At 54.8% G+C, this 16,411-nt stretch carries 12 protein-coding genes and 1 pseudogene; 8 read left to right on the plus strand and 5 right to left on the minus strand.

All coding sequences use genetic code 11. From position 1 onward, the window contains the following. Nucleotides 1-250: 250 nt before the first annotated feature. The 3 genes from MUN86_RS13075 (at nucleotide 251) to MUN86_RS13085 (ending at nucleotide 3,173) form a co-directional block, all read left to right on the plus strand. Nucleotides 251-1,114 carry a Rossmann-fold NAD(P)-binding domain-containing protein gene (locus MUN86_RS13075; RefSeq protein ID WP_245118382.1) on the plus strand — a complete coding sequence of 288 codons (864 nt, stop codon included), beginning with the start codon at nucleotides 251-253 and terminating at the stop codon, nucleotides 1,112-1,114. Nucleotides 1,115-1,360: 246 nt separating this feature from the next. Next, nucleotides 1,361-2,611: a BaiN/RdsA family NAD(P)/FAD-dependent oxidoreductase gene (locus MUN86_RS13080; protein WP_245125730.1), complete on the plus strand. Its 1,251-nt coding sequence runs from the start codon at nucleotides 1,361-1,363 to the stop codon at nucleotides 2,609-2,611. Between the two features lie 118 nt (nucleotides 2,612-2,729). Next, entirely contained in the window at nucleotides 2,730-3,173 is a 444-nt protein-coding gene (locus tag MUN86_RS13085) for a PA2169 family four-helix-bundle protein (RefSeq protein WP_245118383.1), read from the plus strand. A gap of 263 nt (nucleotides 3,174-3,436) precedes the next feature. On the opposite strand, the gene MUN86_RS13090 is transcribed toward MUN86_RS13085, so the two are convergent. Together MUN86_RS13090 and MUN86_RS13095 are read right to left on the minus strand one after the other, a co-directional pair. Next, nucleotides 3,437-5,353 (minus strand): DEAD/DEAH box helicase, encoded by a 1,917-nt coding sequence (locus MUN86_RS13090; protein ID WP_245118384.1) that lies wholly within the window; start codon nucleotides 5,351-5,353, stop codon nucleotides 3,437-3,439. Nucleotides 5,354-6,126: 773 nt separating this feature from the next. After that, nucleotides 6,127-6,318: a cold-shock protein gene (locus MUN86_RS13095; RefSeq protein ID WP_022824769.1), complete on the minus strand. Its 192-nt coding sequence runs from the start codon at nucleotides 6,316-6,318 to the stop codon at nucleotides 6,127-6,129. A 248-nt stretch (nucleotides 6,319-6,566) separates the two neighbouring features. Between MUN86_RS13095 and MUN86_RS13100 the strand changes: the two genes are divergently transcribed. Continuing rightward, nucleotides 6,567-6,977: an acyl-CoA thioesterase gene (locus MUN86_RS13100; RefSeq protein ID WP_245118385.1), complete on the plus strand. Its 411-nt coding sequence runs from the start codon at nucleotides 6,567-6,569 to the stop codon at nucleotides 6,975-6,977. Between the two features lie 22 nt (nucleotides 6,978-6,999). Here MUN86_RS13100 and MUN86_RS13105 read toward each other — a convergent pair whose 3' ends face one another. Further along, nucleotides 7,000-7,353, minus strand: coding sequence for a hypothetical protein (locus tag MUN86_RS13105; protein WP_245118386.1), 354 nt, complete (start codon nucleotides 7,351-7,353; stop codon nucleotides 7,000-7,002). Between the two features lie 82 nt (nucleotides 7,354-7,435). Between MUN86_RS13105 and MUN86_RS13110 the strand changes: the two genes are divergently transcribed. From MUN86_RS13110 to MUN86_RS13125, 4 genes and pseudogenes are all read left to right on the plus strand, one after another. After that, nucleotides 7,436-11,053: a UvrD-helicase domain-containing protein gene (locus MUN86_RS13110; RefSeq protein ID WP_245118387.1), complete on the plus strand. Its 3,618-nt coding sequence runs from the start codon at nucleotides 7,436-7,438 to the stop codon at nucleotides 11,051-11,053. Nucleotides 11,054-11,181: 128 nt separating this feature from the next. Next, nucleotides 11,182-12,458 (plus strand): annotated as a pseudogene (locus tag MUN86_RS13115) (TCR/Tet family MFS transporter). Between the two features lie 140 nt (nucleotides 12,459-12,598). Continuing rightward, nucleotides 12,599-13,066 (plus strand): (2Fe-2S)-binding protein, encoded by a 468-nt coding sequence (locus tag MUN86_RS13120; RefSeq protein WP_245118388.1) that lies wholly within the window; start codon nucleotides 12,599-12,601, stop codon nucleotides 13,064-13,066. Between the two features lie 113 nt (nucleotides 13,067-13,179). Next, on the plus strand, nucleotides 13,180-15,390 hold the full coding sequence (locus MUN86_RS13125; protein ID WP_245118389.1) for a xanthine dehydrogenase family protein molybdopterin-binding subunit: 2,211 nt from the start codon (nucleotides 13,180-13,182) through the stop codon (nucleotides 15,388-15,390). 164 nt (nucleotides 15,391-15,554) lie between these two features. On the opposite strand, the gene MUN86_RS13130 is transcribed toward MUN86_RS13125, so the two are convergent. Both MUN86_RS13130 and MUN86_RS32395 read right to left on the minus strand, forming a co-directional pair. Continuing rightward, nucleotides 15,555-16,058, minus strand: a complete 504-nt coding sequence (locus MUN86_RS13130) for a vitamin K epoxide reductase family protein (protein WP_245118390.1) — start codon at nucleotides 16,056-16,058, stop codon at nucleotides 15,555-15,557. A gap of 155 nt (nucleotides 16,059-16,213) precedes the next feature. Continuing rightward, nucleotides 16,214-16,351 (minus strand): GldL-related protein, encoded by a 138-nt coding sequence (locus MUN86_RS32395; RefSeq protein ID WP_375379438.1) that lies wholly within the window; start codon nucleotides 16,349-16,351, stop codon nucleotides 16,214-16,216. Between the last annotated feature and the right edge of the window lie 60 nt (nucleotides 16,352-16,411).

Consider the following 16,411-nt stretch of genomic DNA (forward strand, 5'->3'; position numbering starts at 1 on the left):
CTGGCCTAGTCAGTAGCCCCGCATTGGTTATCTAAAGGGTGTCCTTCAGTAAAAAGGTGAGCTAAAGTTGTTTGTAGCCACTAAAAACACGCTTTAGCCCCGGACTCGCGTCTATAATTTGATTTTCAAGATATTAGAAGTCGAGCAAGTTCAAAAAAACTCCTATCATAGCCGCTCGTGACGGTGCCCCTTGGTGATTGGCTATGATGGCTTTTAGGACGCGAAGGAAATTTCATCACCTTTACCTCGCATGACAACAAACTCTTCCGCCTCTTCTTCTCCGACTTCAACCATTGCCGTCTTGGGCTGTGGCTGGCTAGGCCTGCCCCTGGCACAAGCCCTCGTAGCCGATGGGTACACAGTGAATGGTTCTACCACTACGCCCGCGCAGCTGCTCACGCTCCGCGACGCCGGCATCCGGCCGTACCTGCTGCGCTTGGGTCCCGAGTTCAGCCAAACGGACGCCGATTCCTTGCACGCTATGTTGCACGATGCCGACGTACTAGTACTGAATGTGCCTCCCCGGGCTGCGGCCGCTGGCGCCTACCCGGCGTTGTTGCGGCCAGTAGGTGCGGCCGTTGCGGCGGCCGGCGTGCGCCACGTGCTATTCGTTAGCTCCACGGGCGTGTACCCCGACGAGCCCCGCACCATGCGCGAAGCCGACGCTCTTTCCTCGCCCGACGCACCTTCAGATTTGCTCCGGGCCGAAGGACAATTTACGCCCCGCCGCGGGCAGTGGCTCACGACGGTGGTGCGCCTCGGCGGCCTGATTGGTCCCGAACGGCCACCCGGCCGCTTTCTGGCAGGTCGGCACGAGTTGAAGCAAGGCAGCGCCCCCGTCAACCTGATTCACCTCGACGACTGCGTGGGCCTGCTGCGGCATATCATTCAGGAAAAAGTGTGGGGCTACACCTTCAACGCCTGTGCGGCCCATCATCCCGCTCGCCGCGACTTTTACCCCGCGGCCGCCGCCCATTTGGGCCTCGAAGCCCCGACCTTTCGCGACGAAGCCGCCACGGCCAGCGGTAAAACCATCGATACCACGCTGCTGCGCAAAACCACTGACTACCATTTCCGCCACGACGATTTAGTGGCCGCCTTGGCTTATTGCTAACCGTGCAGCAAAGCTAACGAAGCTTACAAGTTGGCTTGGTGTCAGGCAACCAGGTAATTGTGCTTTGCAAGACAACTAACGGTACCCCGAGTGGCACAAAGCCTAGACCAATACTGTTCTAGGTCTGAGTAATACAGGCTTGCGTCTGTACCTCTTGTGATGCACCCGACCGATTAAGGTTTGCAGTGAGTGAGCGGAAGGAAAAGCTTCCACTGCATCGGTCGTATCTTTGTGTTTGTGAAAGAAATGAATACCTCGGTAGCCGTATTAGGGGGCGGAGCGGCCGGCTTCTTTGGAGCCATCACCTGCGCCGAAGCCAATCCGCATCAAACCGTTTACTTGATTGAGAAGACCGGTAAGCTGCTCAGCAAGGTGCGGATTTCTGGCGGCGGGCGCTGCAATGTAACGCACGCTGCCGATACCCCGGCCCAACTTGTGTTGCACTATCCGCGCGGCGCCAAGCAGTTAAAGGAACCCTTCCGGCAGTTCGACGCGCAGGCCACTATCCGGTGGTTCGAAAGCCGCGGCGTACGCCTTAAGACCGAACCCGACGGCCGCATGTTTCCCGTCACCGACTCGTCGGAAACTGTTGCCCAATGCTTGTTAGATGCTGCCCGCAAAGCGGGGGTGCGTATTCTCACCCAAACTTCGCCTGCAACGATTGAGCCTCTACCGGAAGGTACCTTTCGGTTACAACTCGTAGGTGCTCATGCCGGCGAAATGATTGTCGAGAAGTTGTTAATAGCTACGGGTGGGGCGCCCAAATCGGAGCAGTACGCTTGGCTGCGGGAGTTAGGACACAGCATTCAAGAGCCCGTACCGAGCCTGTTCACGTTCAATGTGCCAGAGTCGCCGCTCCGAGATTTGCCGGGCGTGAGCGTGCCCCATGTGCGGGTGCGGGTGGCCGGCGAAAAGCTGGAATACGAAGGCCCGGTGCTAGTCACGCATTGGGGCGTGAGCGGGCCGGCAGTACTCAAGCTATCGGCTTGGGGAGCCCGGCGGCTGCACGAGCTTGGCTATCAAAGCACTGCCCTTATCAACTGGATACCAGAGCATACCGAAGACTCACTGCGGCAGTATTTGCGCGAGTTTCGGGAGCAGCACGGCAAGAAAGTGGTGGCTTCAAATCCGCTGTTTGGCTTGCCCCAACGCCTATGGCGTACGCTTACCGAGCAAGCCGGAGTTACCGACGAAGTCCGCTGGAACGAATTGCCCGCCAAGCCCCAAAACAAGCTCGTTGAAGCGCTGCTGAACACCGCCCTTCCTGTGCGCGGCAAAACCACTTACAAAGATGAATTCGTGACGTGTGGCGGCGTGATGCTTGGCGAAATCGATATGAAAACCATGGAAAGCCGGCGCGTGCCCGGCCTTTACTTCGCTGGCGAAGTGCTCGATATAGATGGCATTACGGGTGGCTTCAACTTTCAAGCCGCTTGGACTACTGGCTATTTAGCTGGCCGGGCTATGGCCGAAGTGAAAAGTGAGATAGTAACTTGATGCTTTCCGATGGTGAATTGAAGGCCTACCTCATCATTCAACAACCTGGCCTCTCGTAACCCTACATTGGCTTTCGCAGTAAAGTAAGGCACAACCACCTTACCTAACACTACTTCTCATGGAAGCTAAAGCAACCCAAGCCGTCCTCAACGAACTACTCGAAACCCTGAAAGATGGCGAAAAAGGCTATTCTGAAGCCCTCACTGATGTAGAGGACCAAGACTTGAAAGAGGTGTTCAAGAAGTATGCCGTGCAGCGCGACGGTTACCTCACAGAACTAGAAGACCAAATGCACCAGCTTAATCTGAAGGCTGACGAAGAAAGCTCGATTACGGGTACCATTCACCGTGCTTTCATCAATTTGAAGGCTGCTGTAACCAGCAAAAGCCGTGAGAGCATCCTCAACGAATGCGAGCGTGGCGAAGATTACGCTGTAAAAGCCTACCAAACGGCTTTGAAAGCTGAACTGCCCGGCCAGCTAAAAACCATCATTGAAAAGCAATATCAAGGCATTCAGCAAGGCCACGACGAAATCAAAGCGCTGCGCAACGCCTCTAAGTAAGAACTGACTGCTTTATTTATCAGTCAAAAACAAAAGAGCCACCTCGTTGAGGTGGCTCTTTTGTTTTCTGCTACTTGTTAAGCGAATGCTTCCATCTACAGATAGCGTTTTCGTATGTTTCCCGACCATGTTGTTGTGAGAAGATAGCCTCGCTTACCCATACAGTGTTTACACGTTCCTAGCATCAAACAAAAGAGCCGCCTCAACGAGGTGGCCCTTTTGTTTGATGTAAACTAATCGGCTAATCGGCTAATACTCAGTAATTAGTCGCCGGTGTTATCGCGCTTGCCTTTGTAGCCACCACCGTAGCTGCTGCTACCGCCGCGGCTTCCACCGCCATAGCTGCTACCACCGCGGCTTCCGCCACCGTAGCTGCTACCGCCGCGGTTGCCACCGAAACCACCTTCGCGGCTGCCGTAGCTGCTTCCGCCTTCGCGGTTGCCGCCTTTGTAGCCACCACCGTAGCTGCTACCGCCGCGGTTGCCACCAAAGCCGCCTTCGCGCCGCTCGCCACCACCGAAGCCACCAGGGCCACGACGGGGACGGTCGCCGAAGCTACCACCTTGCTGCTGCGCGTCACCCTCCTGGCGTGGTGTAGCCACATTGAAGGAAACAGGACGGCCATTGATGCTGGTGCGGCCAAGTTGCGTAACCACTTCATCCGTGAACTCGGAGGGTACTTCAACGAAGCTGAACTTGTCGTAGAGCGAAATGTCACCGACTTTAGCAGCCGTTAGGCCAGTGTTTTCGGCAATTAGGTCTACGATGTCGCGAGGATGAATCTGGTCTTTCTTGCCCATCGTGACGAAGAGGCGCGTGTAGCCGGGGCGGGCAGCACCCTGCGTGCGGCTAGCGTCGAGGCTCTCCTGCGCGCGCTTGTCTTCTTTCATCGTCATTTTCAGCAAGGCAGCCGCCACGTCCAACGACGTGATACCGTCTTCCTGATCCTGATCGAGCAAACGCTGCACGCGGCTCACGTACTTATCGAGGTTGCCTTTGGTGATGACATCCTTGATGGAGTTGAGCATGAGCGTGGTTTTCACCTCCGATACATCCTCGAACGACGGCACCCGCTCCTGCTTGATGGTAGCCTTCGTGAAGCGCATAATGTCGCGCAGCTTGTAGATGTCGCGGCCGCTCACGAAAGTGAAGGCCTTGCCCAGCTTACCAGCGCGGCCCGTGCGGCCGATGCGGTGCACGTAGTATTCTTCGTCGGCGGGCAGGTCGTAATTAACTACTACTTCCACGTTCTCCACGTCGATACCGCGGGCAGCTACGTCGGTGGCTACCAGGATTTCTAGGGTGCCTTTGCGGAATTTGTCGAGGGTGTTCTGGCGCTGCTGCTGGCCCATGTCGCCGTGCAAGCCTTCGGCGAAGTAGCCTTTGGCCTGTAAGTCACCTACAATCTCGTCAACCATGCGCTTCGTGTTAGCGAAGACGATGCCCGACTTGATGTTGTACATGTCGATGAGGCGGGTCAGCACATCTTTCTTCTGCGGGCCACGCACTTCGAAGTAGCTCTGCTCGATGTTGGTAACCGTCATTTCCTGATGGTTTACCTTCACAATCTGCGGATCCTTCTGATAACGCTTGGTCATCTCCATGATCGGCTTGCTCATGGTAGCCGAGAAGAACACGGTCTGGCGCTCTTCAGGCATCTGCTTCAACACCGTCTCGATGTCGTCGCGGAAGCCCATGTCCAGCATTTCGTCGGCCTCATCAAGGATAATCATCTTGCAATGCTCAAGCTTCAGCGTACCACGTTCGATGTGGTCCATTACGCGGCCAGGCGTACCAATTACGATCTGCACCCCACGCTCCAGGGCGCGGAACTGCCGGTCGTAGGAGCTACCACCATAGATCGGCACAACGGCCAAACCACGCTTGTACTTACCTAGCTTCTGGATTTCGCCGGAAACCTGCACCGCTAGCTCGCGGGTCGGGCACAACACCAATACCTGCACCTCGCGGGAGTTGGTATCAATGTTTTCAATTGCCGGGATACTGAAGGCGGCAGTTTTGCCGGTACCCGTCTGCGCCTGACCGATTACATCACGGCCTTCGAGCAGCACGGGAATAGCAGCGGACTGAATCGGAGAGGCTTCTTCGTAGCCTACTTCCGTAATAGCACGTTGCATTTCTTCTGAGAGCGAAAGCTCTTCAAATCTTACTTTTTCCATTTTTGTGTTTGATGGAGTGGAGACACTACGCTCTGAAAACAGCAAATTCAGCGACGCTCTTCTCCCACTCTCTCACAACGACAAGTGACGGAAGCAACGGACGGAAGACAAAGCCGGCCAACAATTTTTACTTAGGCAGCTACAAGCTGCGCGGAACGAGGCCGTTCTCAAATGCGGCTGCAAAGGTAGTAACTATTTTACGCAATAGCTATATCGTTGCTACTATTTCGGTGCAGGAAGTTGTTTTTAATAGGATTCTTTCTGTGAGTGCTTAGCTTTCAAAATTCTGGAACGCTAAAGCTAGTCAGGGAGGCTGCTAGAAGACAGTACGCATCAGACGCTACTACCGAATTAGTAGAGAAGTTGACTAAACGTTGCCTATCCTAAACGCCATCCATGAGAAGGCGAAGCATCTTGGTAGTATTGATGCTGCTAAATTATATCCGTCATGCTGAGCGGAGTCGAATCATCTCGCTAGTGTGGTAAACTCCTTTATTACTCCTGCGTCAGCACGCGAGATGCTTCGACTTCGCTCAGCATGACAATACCTCTGCAACAAGGCGAGCGAAATGCTTCAACTGCTCTCATCAACGTGACGGTTTACTTGTGAGGGCAAGGGCAGTAATGATTAATCGATTCATTGCTACTCTTTACCAGGAGGCCGAAGCTAGTGCTTAATATTCTGCAACCTTCTAGACATTGCAAAAAATAGCACACAAAAAAAGCAGGCTCTTTGGAGCCTGCTTTTCAATCTTATCCGAAAAGTGGATGGACTAAGCCAACTTTACTTTTACGGCGTTTAGGCCTTTACGACCTTGAGCAATCTCGAACTGAACCTTGTCGTTGTCGCGGATTTCGTCGATCAACTCGGTAACGTGAACGAAGATGTCTTCGCCAGTTTCGTCCACTTTGATGAAACCAAAACCTTTGGTCTCATTGAAAAATTTTACAGTTCCTGTCTGCATGGTACTTTTGTGATGGATGATTTTTAAGGAAAGCAGCACTCAACTCCGCTTTCCCCTCCTTTACGAAAGTACTCAACTGGACTGTGTAAACCACTTTTTCTTAAACTGCCTCAAAGATAGAAGAAGTTTCCAACTTCGTGTCCTAACAACACAATATTATATCGTGAATGGTAAGTAGGGCCTCACTTAGGCGGACAGGCATTTCTGCGTTTCTTTGCCTGCATACCTGCCGCCCTACTCCCAACTCTATGGAAACTACTGCCTTCCGCTTTTCGCGCCTTATTACGGTACAGCCTCATGATATTGACGAGTTAGATCACGCCAACAACGTGCAGTATGTGCAATGGGTGCAGGATACAGCGGCAGCACACTGGCATACTGCTTACCCGCCTGCCCAAGGCCACCACTATATATGGGTGGTGCTAGAACACCGCATCCGTTACCATTACCCCGCTCTCCTCCATGACGAGCTACGCTGCACTACCTGGATAGGGGAAGTGCGCGGCGCCCAAAGTCAACGCTTTGTGCGCATTGAACGCGCCGCAGACAACAAGCTGCTCTGCGAAGCCGAAACGCAGTGGGTGCTACTCGACCCGCAAACTAAACGGCCGGCGCGAGTCACGCCTGATATGATAGAGCGGTTGTGGAGGGCGGTATAGATTGGCAAAGGTATTTTTTGAATTAATAATCGTCTTCTAATCCACCCAATTTAACTAAAGCTTCAGATACAATATTCATCATGTATGAGTCTCCTGGAGAGGTAATAATCGAGATGAGTTTACGACCTTCAAACTCCATTTTCATCAACTTAATTGCCCGATAACGGGACAGTATAGGCAGTACAGTCTTTGCGCTTTTAGGGTGAGATAATAAGTATGCAAAATCTTCAGAATTATTACTTGTTGAAATAATGCCTGTATCAGGATCGTATAATGGCTCTTCAATGGAAAGAAGAGCGTGAATATTATGCTCGCGAAATATGATTATTAAAATCTTCTCTAGAGGAGGGAAATCTTCAAAAAATTCGAACATCATACTATAAATGCCCATTGTTAGCTAATTCAGATTTAGTGTAAGTACAAGTAAGTCAAATTTGTCTATCTAGAGATTTACCAAAATGCCTGCCACCTTTCGCATTTACTCTTCTTCTGCCGGCTCCGGCAAAACGTACCAGCTGACCAAGGAGTACCTGAAACTGGCGTTGGGCGACGAGGACCCAGGGTATTTCAAGCGGATACTGGCCATTACCTTCACCAACGATGCGGCAGGGGAAATGAAGGCGCGCATTATTGGGTCGCTACGGCAGTTTGCGTACCCACAAGATGATGAGGCAGATACGCTGCTGGCAGAGGTAGCTGCGGAGCTAGCAGAAGAAGGCAAGATGCCACGCTTCACCACTACGGACGAGGACCGGCAGCAGGAAGTAAGACGGCGGGCGCAGGCAACGTTCCGGCTGGTGCTTTATCATTACGCCGACTTTGCGGTGAGTACTATCGACTCGTTTGTGCAGCGCATTGTGACGGCATTTACTAGAGAATTGGGCTTGCCTGCCACGTTTGAGGTGGAACTAGATACGGAAGCGGTGCTGCAAACGGCGGTGGCGGCGTTACTGGAGAAAGTGAACCGTGACCCGAACTCTAAACTGCTGGCCCGAACGCTCAGCGAGTATGCATTGAGCCGGGCCGAGGAAGGCAAAAGCTGGAACAACCTTGCCGGTGAGTTGGTGGAATTTGGTGGATTCCTCTTCAATGAAACGGTACACGAGGCCGTAGCGCAACTCCAGACGCTGACGTTACAAGATTTTCGGCGACTGCACGAAACGCTACGCAAGCGGCAAGAGCAGATTGAAGGCGAGTTTCGAACTGTGGGTGAGCAAGCTACGGCAGCTTTGGCGGCCGCCAACGTCACGGAAACCGACCTCTACCAAGGTCGCAGCGGCATCTTTGGTTACGTTTCGAAGTGGGAGGAACGCTTGCTGCCCGAGAAAGAGGTGAACAGCTACGTGCGTGCCACCGTGGAGCAAGAAAAGTGGTACAGCGGCAAAGTGAAAACCGAAGCGGACCGCCAGCGCGTGGACGGGGTTAAAGCGGCATTGCTGACCGCTTACGAGCAGTTTGAGCGCCTACGTGCCAGCGTGCTTCCGGATTATTTGCTGCTCTCGGCCATGCAGCCTTACTTGTTTCACGCCTCGCTGCTCAGTGAGTTGAATAAGATTGTAGATCAGGTGAGCCGGGAGCGGAACATTGTGCTCATCAGTGAGTTCAACCGCCGTATTGCAAGCATTGTGCTTACCGAGCCGGTACCGTTTTTGTACGAGCGGCTTGGTGAGCGATACAATCACCTGCTAATCGACGAGTTTCAGGATACGTCGGTGCTGCAGTGGAACAACCTCTTGCCACTAGTGGAAAATGCCGTGGCTACCGACAACCTTAGCTTGGCCGTGGGCGACGCTAAGCAGGCTATTTATCGGTGGCGCGGTGGGGAGATGGAACAGATTCTGCGCCTGCACCAAGGCCAAACCGAAGCGCTGGTGAATCGGGCCACTAACCCCGAAATGCAGGACCTGCTGCGCGAACGGTACGTCACGCTCGACCAAACCCTGGAACCGGCTTCGCTGAACGTGAACTACCGGTCGGCGGCGGAAATTGTGGGGTTCAACAACGACTTCTTCAGCCATATTCGGCAGATGCACACGGCGTTTCCGTTGGTGCAGGACTTGTTTGGTGCGGAATTTCAGCAAACCGTGCCTCAGTCATCGGGGCAGGAACCGGTTCATTTGCAAGCATCTGTTCCTGCTCTTGATGAAGAAGAAACGGAAGAGTTCGACTTCAGCGCCTCTGGCTCCAGTCTAGACTACATTCTTTCCAGTCCTTCTGACCTGGAGGCTGCGCAAGTCCCTAGCCCTGCCCTTCCGAAGCAGCAAAGGAAACTAGCCGAAACGCCTACCGGCCACGTGGAAATCCTCTTCACGCAGGACGACGCGCCGGCTCGGTTGTACGACGCCGACCACCGCGTTTACAATGATGAGCCGCTACCCGGTTACCCCGTCGGGGCCAGCCTCGACTACGACGAAAGCACGCTCTACCTGACGCTGGCGCTGGTAGAGCAGGCCTTGCGCGACGGTTTCCAGTTGCGCGATATTGCCGTGCTTAGCCGGCGGCGGCGGGGCAGTCGGTTGGTAGCTAAGTTTCTGAAGGAGCGGGGCTATGACATTATTTCGGCCGATTCGCTGTCGTTGGAGTTTGCGGAGGTGGTGAACCTGCTGGTGTCTATTTTCCGAGTGTTCAATCAGCCAGCTGACACACTGGCGCGCGCCGAGGCGCTGTTGCTACTCGATAAAGTGGTGCGGCGGTTGCCCCCTACCCCCGACCGGGCCCGGCACATTGCCACGCTGGCCAATGCCGAGCACGCCGCGGATTTCTATGATGAGTTCCGGACGCTGGGCTACGATTTGCGGGAGCAGGAAACCGGCAACCTCGGTCTTTATGAGCTGACGGAGCGACTGATTGGCTTGTTTGGACTGCTAGGCCGCAATGGCGAAAGCGAGTATCTGTTTCGCTTTCTGGATTTGACCCTCGAATACAGCTTGCGCTTCGGCAACAACCTCAACAACTTTCTGGCTTACTGGGACCAGCGCAAAAGTGCGCTCAGCATCAACGCCCCCGCCGGCCGCGACGCCATCACGATTACCACTGTGCACAAAGCTAAGGGCTTGGCCTATGGGGTGGTGATTGTGCCTTTTGCTGATTGGAGCTTGGAGCCGTTTCGGGCTACCCTGCTCTGGGGCCGATTGTCGGAGGAGACCAAGCCGGTAGCTGAAATGCCGGCGGTGGCAGTGGTGCCGCTTACGAAGGCGCTTACGCGCACGGCCCTCTCCGACCAGTACACCGAGGAGCGCGAAAAGACGTTTCTGGAAGGCCTGAACATGCTGTACGTGGCTTTTACCAGGCCCCGGCACCGCCTCTATATCATTACCAAGCGCACCGAAACCGGCCGCAAAACCAGTTCCACCGACGCTGATGCTGCGTCGGAAGCGGCCGGCAGTCCGGCCCGCAATGTGGCCGAACTGCTTTATAGCTACCTGCGAAAGCAAAATCGTTGGCAAGACGAGCAAGTATCCTTTGTTCTTTCGGAAGGCAGCTTTGCTCCGCCCTTAAGCGGCCACCGTCCAGAAACGACGAATAACTTTCTCTTATCGAACCTGGAAACGGCCCCTTGGGAAGAGCGGCTACGGCTGCGGCGACACGCCAACACAGTCTTCGATTTCGATGAGCAGGAACGGCTTGGCGAATGGAACCGCAAGCTGCACTACGGACTGCGACGCTTGGTGCTGGCTACCGACGTAGAGCGCGTCGCTCGGCAACTGGTGGCAGAGGGCCTGATTAGCAGCCGAGAGCGGCCTGCCTTAGAAGACCGCCTCCACAAAGTGGTGGCGCATCCACAATTAGCGCATTATTTCAGCACCCAAGTGTCGGTGGAAACCGAGCGCGAGATTTTGGTGGGCGGCGTGAAACGGCGTGACTACAAACCCGACCGGGTGGTATTTGGAGCTGCCGCGCTAAGCTCTGGCCGAGCCAGCACCCGCGTAACGTTGGTAGATTTTAAGGTTCCGCCGCCACAGCCGTACCACCGCCGACCTTTGCAGCAATATGCGCAGCTATTCCGCCAGCTTGGCTACGAGCAGGTAGAGTGCGTGCTGTATTACTTCGGTACTGAAGAGGTAATTGTGTTTTAATTGTTACGAATGCCATATTCAGACAACCTAATTAGCAAATAGAACGATTTAACTATTTTTTTTAGCATATCAGATATTAAGCTAGCCGAAAACTTACTACTTTCGCCTGGCCCACTTATATCGATGCTATGTCTGCTACTTCCGCTCGTAAGCCTGCACTAGCTTTCATCTTTATCACGCTGCTGCTCGATGTCATCGGCTTTGGCATCATCATCCCGGTGCTGCCCAAGCTGATTACGCACCTGACCGGGGAGCCGCTGAGTACTGCGGCGCGCTACGGCGGTTGGATGGGATTTGCGTTTGCAGGAATGCAGTTCCTGTTTTCGCCGGTACTTGGCAACCTTTCCGACAAGTACGGGCGGCGGCCGGTGTTGCTGGTGGCCTTATTTGGCTTCGGCCTCGATTATTTGTTTTTGGCCTTTGCGCCAAGTGTTGGGTGGCTATTTGTGGGCCGTATGATTGCGGGTATCACCGGGGCTAGTTTCACCACGGCCGGCGCCTACATTGCCGATATCAGCACCCCGAAAACCGCGCTAAAAACTTCGGTTTGATTGGTGCTGCTTTTGGCTTGGGCTTCATTATTGGGCCGGTGATTGGTGGGACGCTGGGCCAGTTTGGGCCCAACGTGCCTTTCTTGGTTGCCGCTGGCCTGACGTTGCTTAACTGGTTGTACGGGTTCTTCGTGTTGCCGGAGTCTTTGGCCGTAGAAAACCGCCGGCCGTTCGAGTTGCGGCGCGCCAATCCTATTGGCTCGCTGAAGCTACTGCGCCGCTACCCGGTGATTTTGGGCTTGGTTGGCTCCCTGACGCTGGTATACGTGGCAGCGCATGCCACACAGAGTACTTGGTCGTACTACACGATGTACAAATTTCACTGGAACGAGGCCTGGGTCGGTTACTCGCTGGGCGTGATTGGAACCCTGACGGCACTGGTGCAGGGCGTCTTGATACGCTACCTCAACCCGAAGCTAGGCGCAACTCGATCCGTGGTTTTTGGGCTAGGCTTTTATGCGCTCGGCTTCCTGTTGTTTGCGTTTGCGCCATCGGGCTGGTTTATGTTCGCCTTTCTGGTACCGTACTGCTTGGGGGGTATTGCCGGACCAGCGTTGCAGGGCATCATGTCGGGGCAGGTACCACCCAATGAGCAGGGGGAGCTGCAAGGAGCCCTTACCAGCCTGGTTAGTCTCACGGCTATTGTGGGCCCACCGCTGATGACCAACTTGTTTTCCTATTTCTCGGGTTCTCAGGCTCCTGTTCATTTTCCGGGTGCGCCATTCCTGACCGGCGCGGTACTTACGGTGGGCAGTCTGCTACTGGCTATGCGCTCTTTGAGCACCTACGAGGCGCCAACGACTCCCGCTACAGTTGAGGAGGTAAGCTCCGGTGACGTTTCGGTGGTAAAATAAAGTTTCTGTTACAGAGCGAGACACAGTTTTGTCTTTCGTAGCGTGCTGCTATGGCAAAGCGGAGCCAACGCTTTGCATAATAGCCAATTATCACTGCGGCAGGATTGCATCCTTTTAGCTCGGCTGGTAGTATTGCCTGTATGGATGCCAATTTAACTTTGCTGGTAAACGGGAAGCAGCATACGTTGCGGGTTGACCCGGCAACGCCATTGCTGTATGTGCTGCGCAACGACTTAGGACTCAACGGTCCTAAGTTTGGCTGCGGCTTGCAACAGTGCGGAGCCTGCATGGTGCTCCTCAATGATATAGCGTGGCCTAGTTGCCAATTGCCGGTGCATCAGGTTACGGGTGGCGTGGCTATTACGACCCTGGAAGGCCTCACGCAACCCGATGGCACGCTGCACCCGGTCCAAGCTGCTTTTGTGCAAGAACAGGCGGCGCAGTGCGGCTATTGCCTGAACGGCATGGTTATTTCGGCGGTATCGTTGCTGAAGCAGTATCCCAAGCCCGACGAAGCGGCTATTCGCAACGGGCTGTTCCGGGTGCTGTGTCGATGCAGCGTGCAGGCCCGTGCCATTCGGGCTGTGCAGCGGGCCGCCGGCGTGTAGTGCAAGCTTTCATTTTAGCAGAGCTAACTACTTGATAACAAGACACCGTTAGGAAGTTAGGTTAGTGGAACAGCAGAGAGTCACCGAGCAAGAGTTCAGCATTACCCCGTATTATGTCTCACTCCACTCCTAGGGCTTCGCGCCGCAACTTTCTGAAGGGCGCGGGCTGCCTAACCATTGGGTTTGTCTTACTTGGGGCTGGCTCGCTGGCAGCAGAAACGCCGAAAGGCCCTGAGCTACCCGGTAGCTTGCAGGACAATCCGCGCATCAATGCGTGGCTGGAAGTATTGGCCGATGGCCGAGTGCGCGTGTTAACTGGCAAGATTGAAATCGGGCAGGGCATCCGAACGGCCGTAGCACAAATAGCGGCTGAAGAACTGGATATGCCGCTGGAGCGCGTAGAAGTGGTGCTTGCCGAAACGGGCCGTACGCCTGACGAGCGGTACACTGCTGGCAGCGCCTCCATCGAGCAAAGCGCCATGTCGGTGCGCTATGCGGCAGCGGCGGCCCGGCAGAAGCTGCTGGTATTGGCCGCCGCTCAATTCAAGGCCATGCCGAGCCAACTTGAACTTCGCAACGGCGGCGTGCGCACCACCGATGGCCGCCAGCTGAGTTTTGCGCAGCTACTAGATGGGCAACAGCTTCAAGATGAAGTACGGCTGCCCATCCGCCTCAAGCCCAAAGCCGACTACCGCTATGTGGGCCGCCCCATCCTCCGCAACGACGTCGAGCGCATGGTACGCGCCGAGGAGTACTACGTGCAGGATTTACGGTTTCCGGGCATGGTGCATGCCCGCATTCTGCGCCCTCCTACTTACGAAGCCAAGCTAGAAAGCTTCGACACCAAAGCGTTGAAAAAAGCAGTACCTGGTGTGCTGCAAGTGGTAGTGGACGGTAGCTTCGTGGGGCTGCTGGCCGAGCGCGAATACGACGCCAAACTAGCCCAAGACTTCGGGCGGTTGCATGCCCGTTGGTCGGGCGGCCGGGCCTTGCCGGCGGGGCAGCCTTTAGCGGAGCACCTGCGCCAGCTACCAGCCATCGACAAGCGCACCACCGACAAAGGCAACTTCAACGAAACTGACGCTGCGCCTACGTTGCGCGCCAACTACTTCAAGCCTTACCTCATGCACGGTTCCATCGGGCCGAGCTGCGCTGTAGCATTGCTGGAAAACAACGCCCTGCACGTCTGGACCCACAGTCAAGGCGTGTACCCGCTGCGCGATTCGCTAGCTAAGCTCTTGAAGATGAGCCCGGAGAATGTGCACGTAAAAGGCGTACCCGGTTCGGGGTGCTACGGCCACAACGGCGCCGATGATGTAGCTGCCGATGCGGCTCTGCTAGCCCGGGCCGTGCCTGGCCGCCACGTACGGGTGCAGTGGAGCCGAGAAGACGAACACGCTTGGGAGCCCTACGGCAGTGCCATGCTCTTCGACCTAGAAGCTCGTATCGACCCCAAAACTGGCCGCATAACCCACTGGAAGCACGAACTGTGGTCGGATACGCATAGCTCCCGACCCGGCGGCTCCCCCGAGAAGCTGCTAGCGGCGCAGTACCTTGCCCAACCCCTTTTGCCCAAGCCCGAGGATGATATAAGCGGCGGCATCTACCGCAATTCCGAACCGTACTACGATTTCCCGGCCGTGCGCGTGGATACGCATTACGTGCAGGGTCCACTGCGGGTATCAGCGCTGCGCAGTCTTGGGGCTTTCGGCAATGTGTTTGCCCTCGAATCCTTTATGGAAGAATTGGCCGTAAAAGCCGGACAGGATTCGTATGAATTTCGCCTGCGCCACCTCAAAGACGAACGGGCGAAAGCAGTGATTCGCAAAGTGCGGGATATGGTGCAGCAGGAGAAACTAGCCCCGCGTGAAGGGCTCGGCGTGGCCTTTGCCCGTTATAAAAACCAAGCGGCCTATTGTGCCGTGGTAGCCAAAGTAGTAGTAGCACCTGAAGCGGATGGCTCTACTATTCGGGTCGCTAAAATCTGGTCGGCTATTGATGCGGGAGAGGTAATCAATCCCGACGGATTGAAAAACCAAACCGAAGGCGGCCTCATTCAAGCGGCTAGCTGGACGCTCAACGAAGAAGTGCACTTCAACGCCCACCAAGTCACAACCCGGCAGTGGGAGCAGTACCCTATCTTCCGCTTCGATGAAGTGCCGCAAGTGGAAGTAGCCGTTCTGGACCGTCCCACCGAACCGCCCCTGGGCGCCGGCGAAGCCGCACAAGGCCCAACTGGTGCGGCTATTGCCAATGCTGTTTTTCATGCCTGCGGCAAACGAATCCGGCAGCTACCAATTCGGCCAGAAAAGCTCCTAGCGTGAGTACGCCTTTTGCTCAACCAAAATTCGCTGAAAATAAACATGCTGCGCTAGCCGCAGCATCTTGCGCAGTGCTGGTAAGTACTATCCCTATGTCAGCACGCAAGATGCTGCGGCCAGCGCAGCATGATCGTTCTTGTTGTCTTAGGCTTAAGTTATAATCGAGGCTACTCTTTGCCTAACAGCTTCTTAGCTCCTTTGATTGCTTCAGGTATTGCCAATGCCAACGAGGCTATAGAGGCTACACTTGCCACTTGACAGTAAAAGCACAACGCCTTGTTTTCTTGCCATTCCTCTTGGCCTAACTTCACGGTTGTCAGGGTGTCGAATAGGGTTTTTATACCCATTGCAACGGGCAAGAAAGGCTGTTGGGAGGCACGGTGCAAGCCCCCGGCGCCAGCAAGACAAGCAGTAAGGCCATACGTCACCATCATGGGCAACGCATCGGGTGTGTCGGCGCGCTTGTAGGCGTAGTCGGAGGCGTCCACCTTGTCGGAATCGAAGGGGCCGACGGGTGGGTCGGGCAAGTGCTTGATGATACCAGTTTGGTAGAGACTCACTATCTGACCGGCGGCTACACCTAGAATAGAAAGGCCGATTATCCAGCGGCGGCGGGTGAGGTCGGCACTCTGGCCGTTGCGGAGCTCGTAGCTAAGTTCGGTAGGATTCATGGAAGCCAATTTTGCAGTGGAGGATTGCAAAAGGGTACGGCAACGGCTGGGGTTGAGTTCAAGAGGAGTTTCAGCGACTTACTAGATCCGGCTCGGTTACCGATCAAGAAACTCCTTCACTTTTGGATGTTTTATCAGTTTATAGCTGAACAACACTATCCCCCAACCTCTAGTAGGCTGCCGGTAATCAACAACGCATCAGCACCAAACCAGTGCTGAATCTTGAACAAGGCGCCGACTAGATTAATACAGACTCCTAGTATAAAGAGTATGAGTGCATGCTTGGCTTTCATAGAACTTGAAATTTTAACTTTAGCACTATTGACTTAGCATTCGAAATTGGCCGCATACTT

Origin of the sequence: Hymenobacter volaticus, from assembly GCF_022921055.1 — a bacterium.
Classification (GTDB): Bacteria; Bacteroidota; Bacteroidia; order Cytophagales; family Hymenobacteraceae; genus Hymenobacter; species Hymenobacter volaticus.

Excerpts from the sequence above, each read along its gene's own strand:
- MUN86_RS13080 (WP_245125730.1), top strand. The coding sequence starts at position 1,361 with ATGAATACCTCGGTAGCCGTATTAGGGGGCGGAGCGGCCGGCTTCTTT.
- MUN86_RS13100 (WP_245118385.1), top strand. The coding sequence starts at position 6,567 with ATGGAAACTACTGCCTTCCGCTTTTCGCGCCTTATTACGGTACAGCCT.
- MUN86_RS13120 (WP_245118388.1), top strand. The coding sequence starts at position 12,599 with ATGGATGCCAATTTAACTTTGCTGGTAAACGGGAAGCAGCATACGTTG.
- MUN86_RS13105 (WP_245118386.1), bottom strand. The coding sequence starts at position 7,353 with ATGATGTTCGAATTTTTTGAAGATTTCCCTCCTCTAGAGAAGATTTTA.
- MUN86_RS13090 (WP_245118384.1), bottom strand. The coding sequence starts at position 5,353 with ATGGAAAAAGTAAGATTTGAAGAGCTTTCGCTCTCAGAAGAAATGCAA.
- MUN86_RS13130 (WP_245118390.1), bottom strand. The coding sequence starts at position 16,058 with ATGAATCCTACCGAACTTAGCTACGAGCTCCGCAACGGCCAGAGTGCC.
- MUN86_RS32395 (WP_375379438.1), bottom strand. The coding sequence starts at position 16,351 with ATGAAAGCCAAGCATGCACTCATACTCTTTATACTAGGAGTCTGTATT.
- MUN86_RS13095 (WP_022824769.1), bottom strand. The coding sequence starts at position 6,318 with ATGCAGACAGGAACTGTAAAATTTTTCAATGAGACCAAAGGTTTTGGT.
- MUN86_RS13125 (WP_245118389.1), top strand. The coding sequence starts at position 13,180 with ATGTCTCACTCCACTCCTAGGGCTTCGCGCCGCAACTTTCTGAAGGGC.
- MUN86_RS13110 (WP_245118387.1), top strand. The coding sequence starts at position 7,436 with ATGCCTGCCACCTTTCGCATTTACTCTTCTTCTGCCGGCTCCGGCAAA.
- MUN86_RS13075 (WP_245118382.1), top strand. The coding sequence starts at position 251 with ATGACAACAAACTCTTCCGCCTCTTCTTCTCCGACTTCAACCATTGCC.
- MUN86_RS13085 (WP_245118383.1), top strand. The coding sequence starts at position 2,730 with ATGGAAGCTAAAGCAACCCAAGCCGTCCTCAACGAACTACTCGAAACC.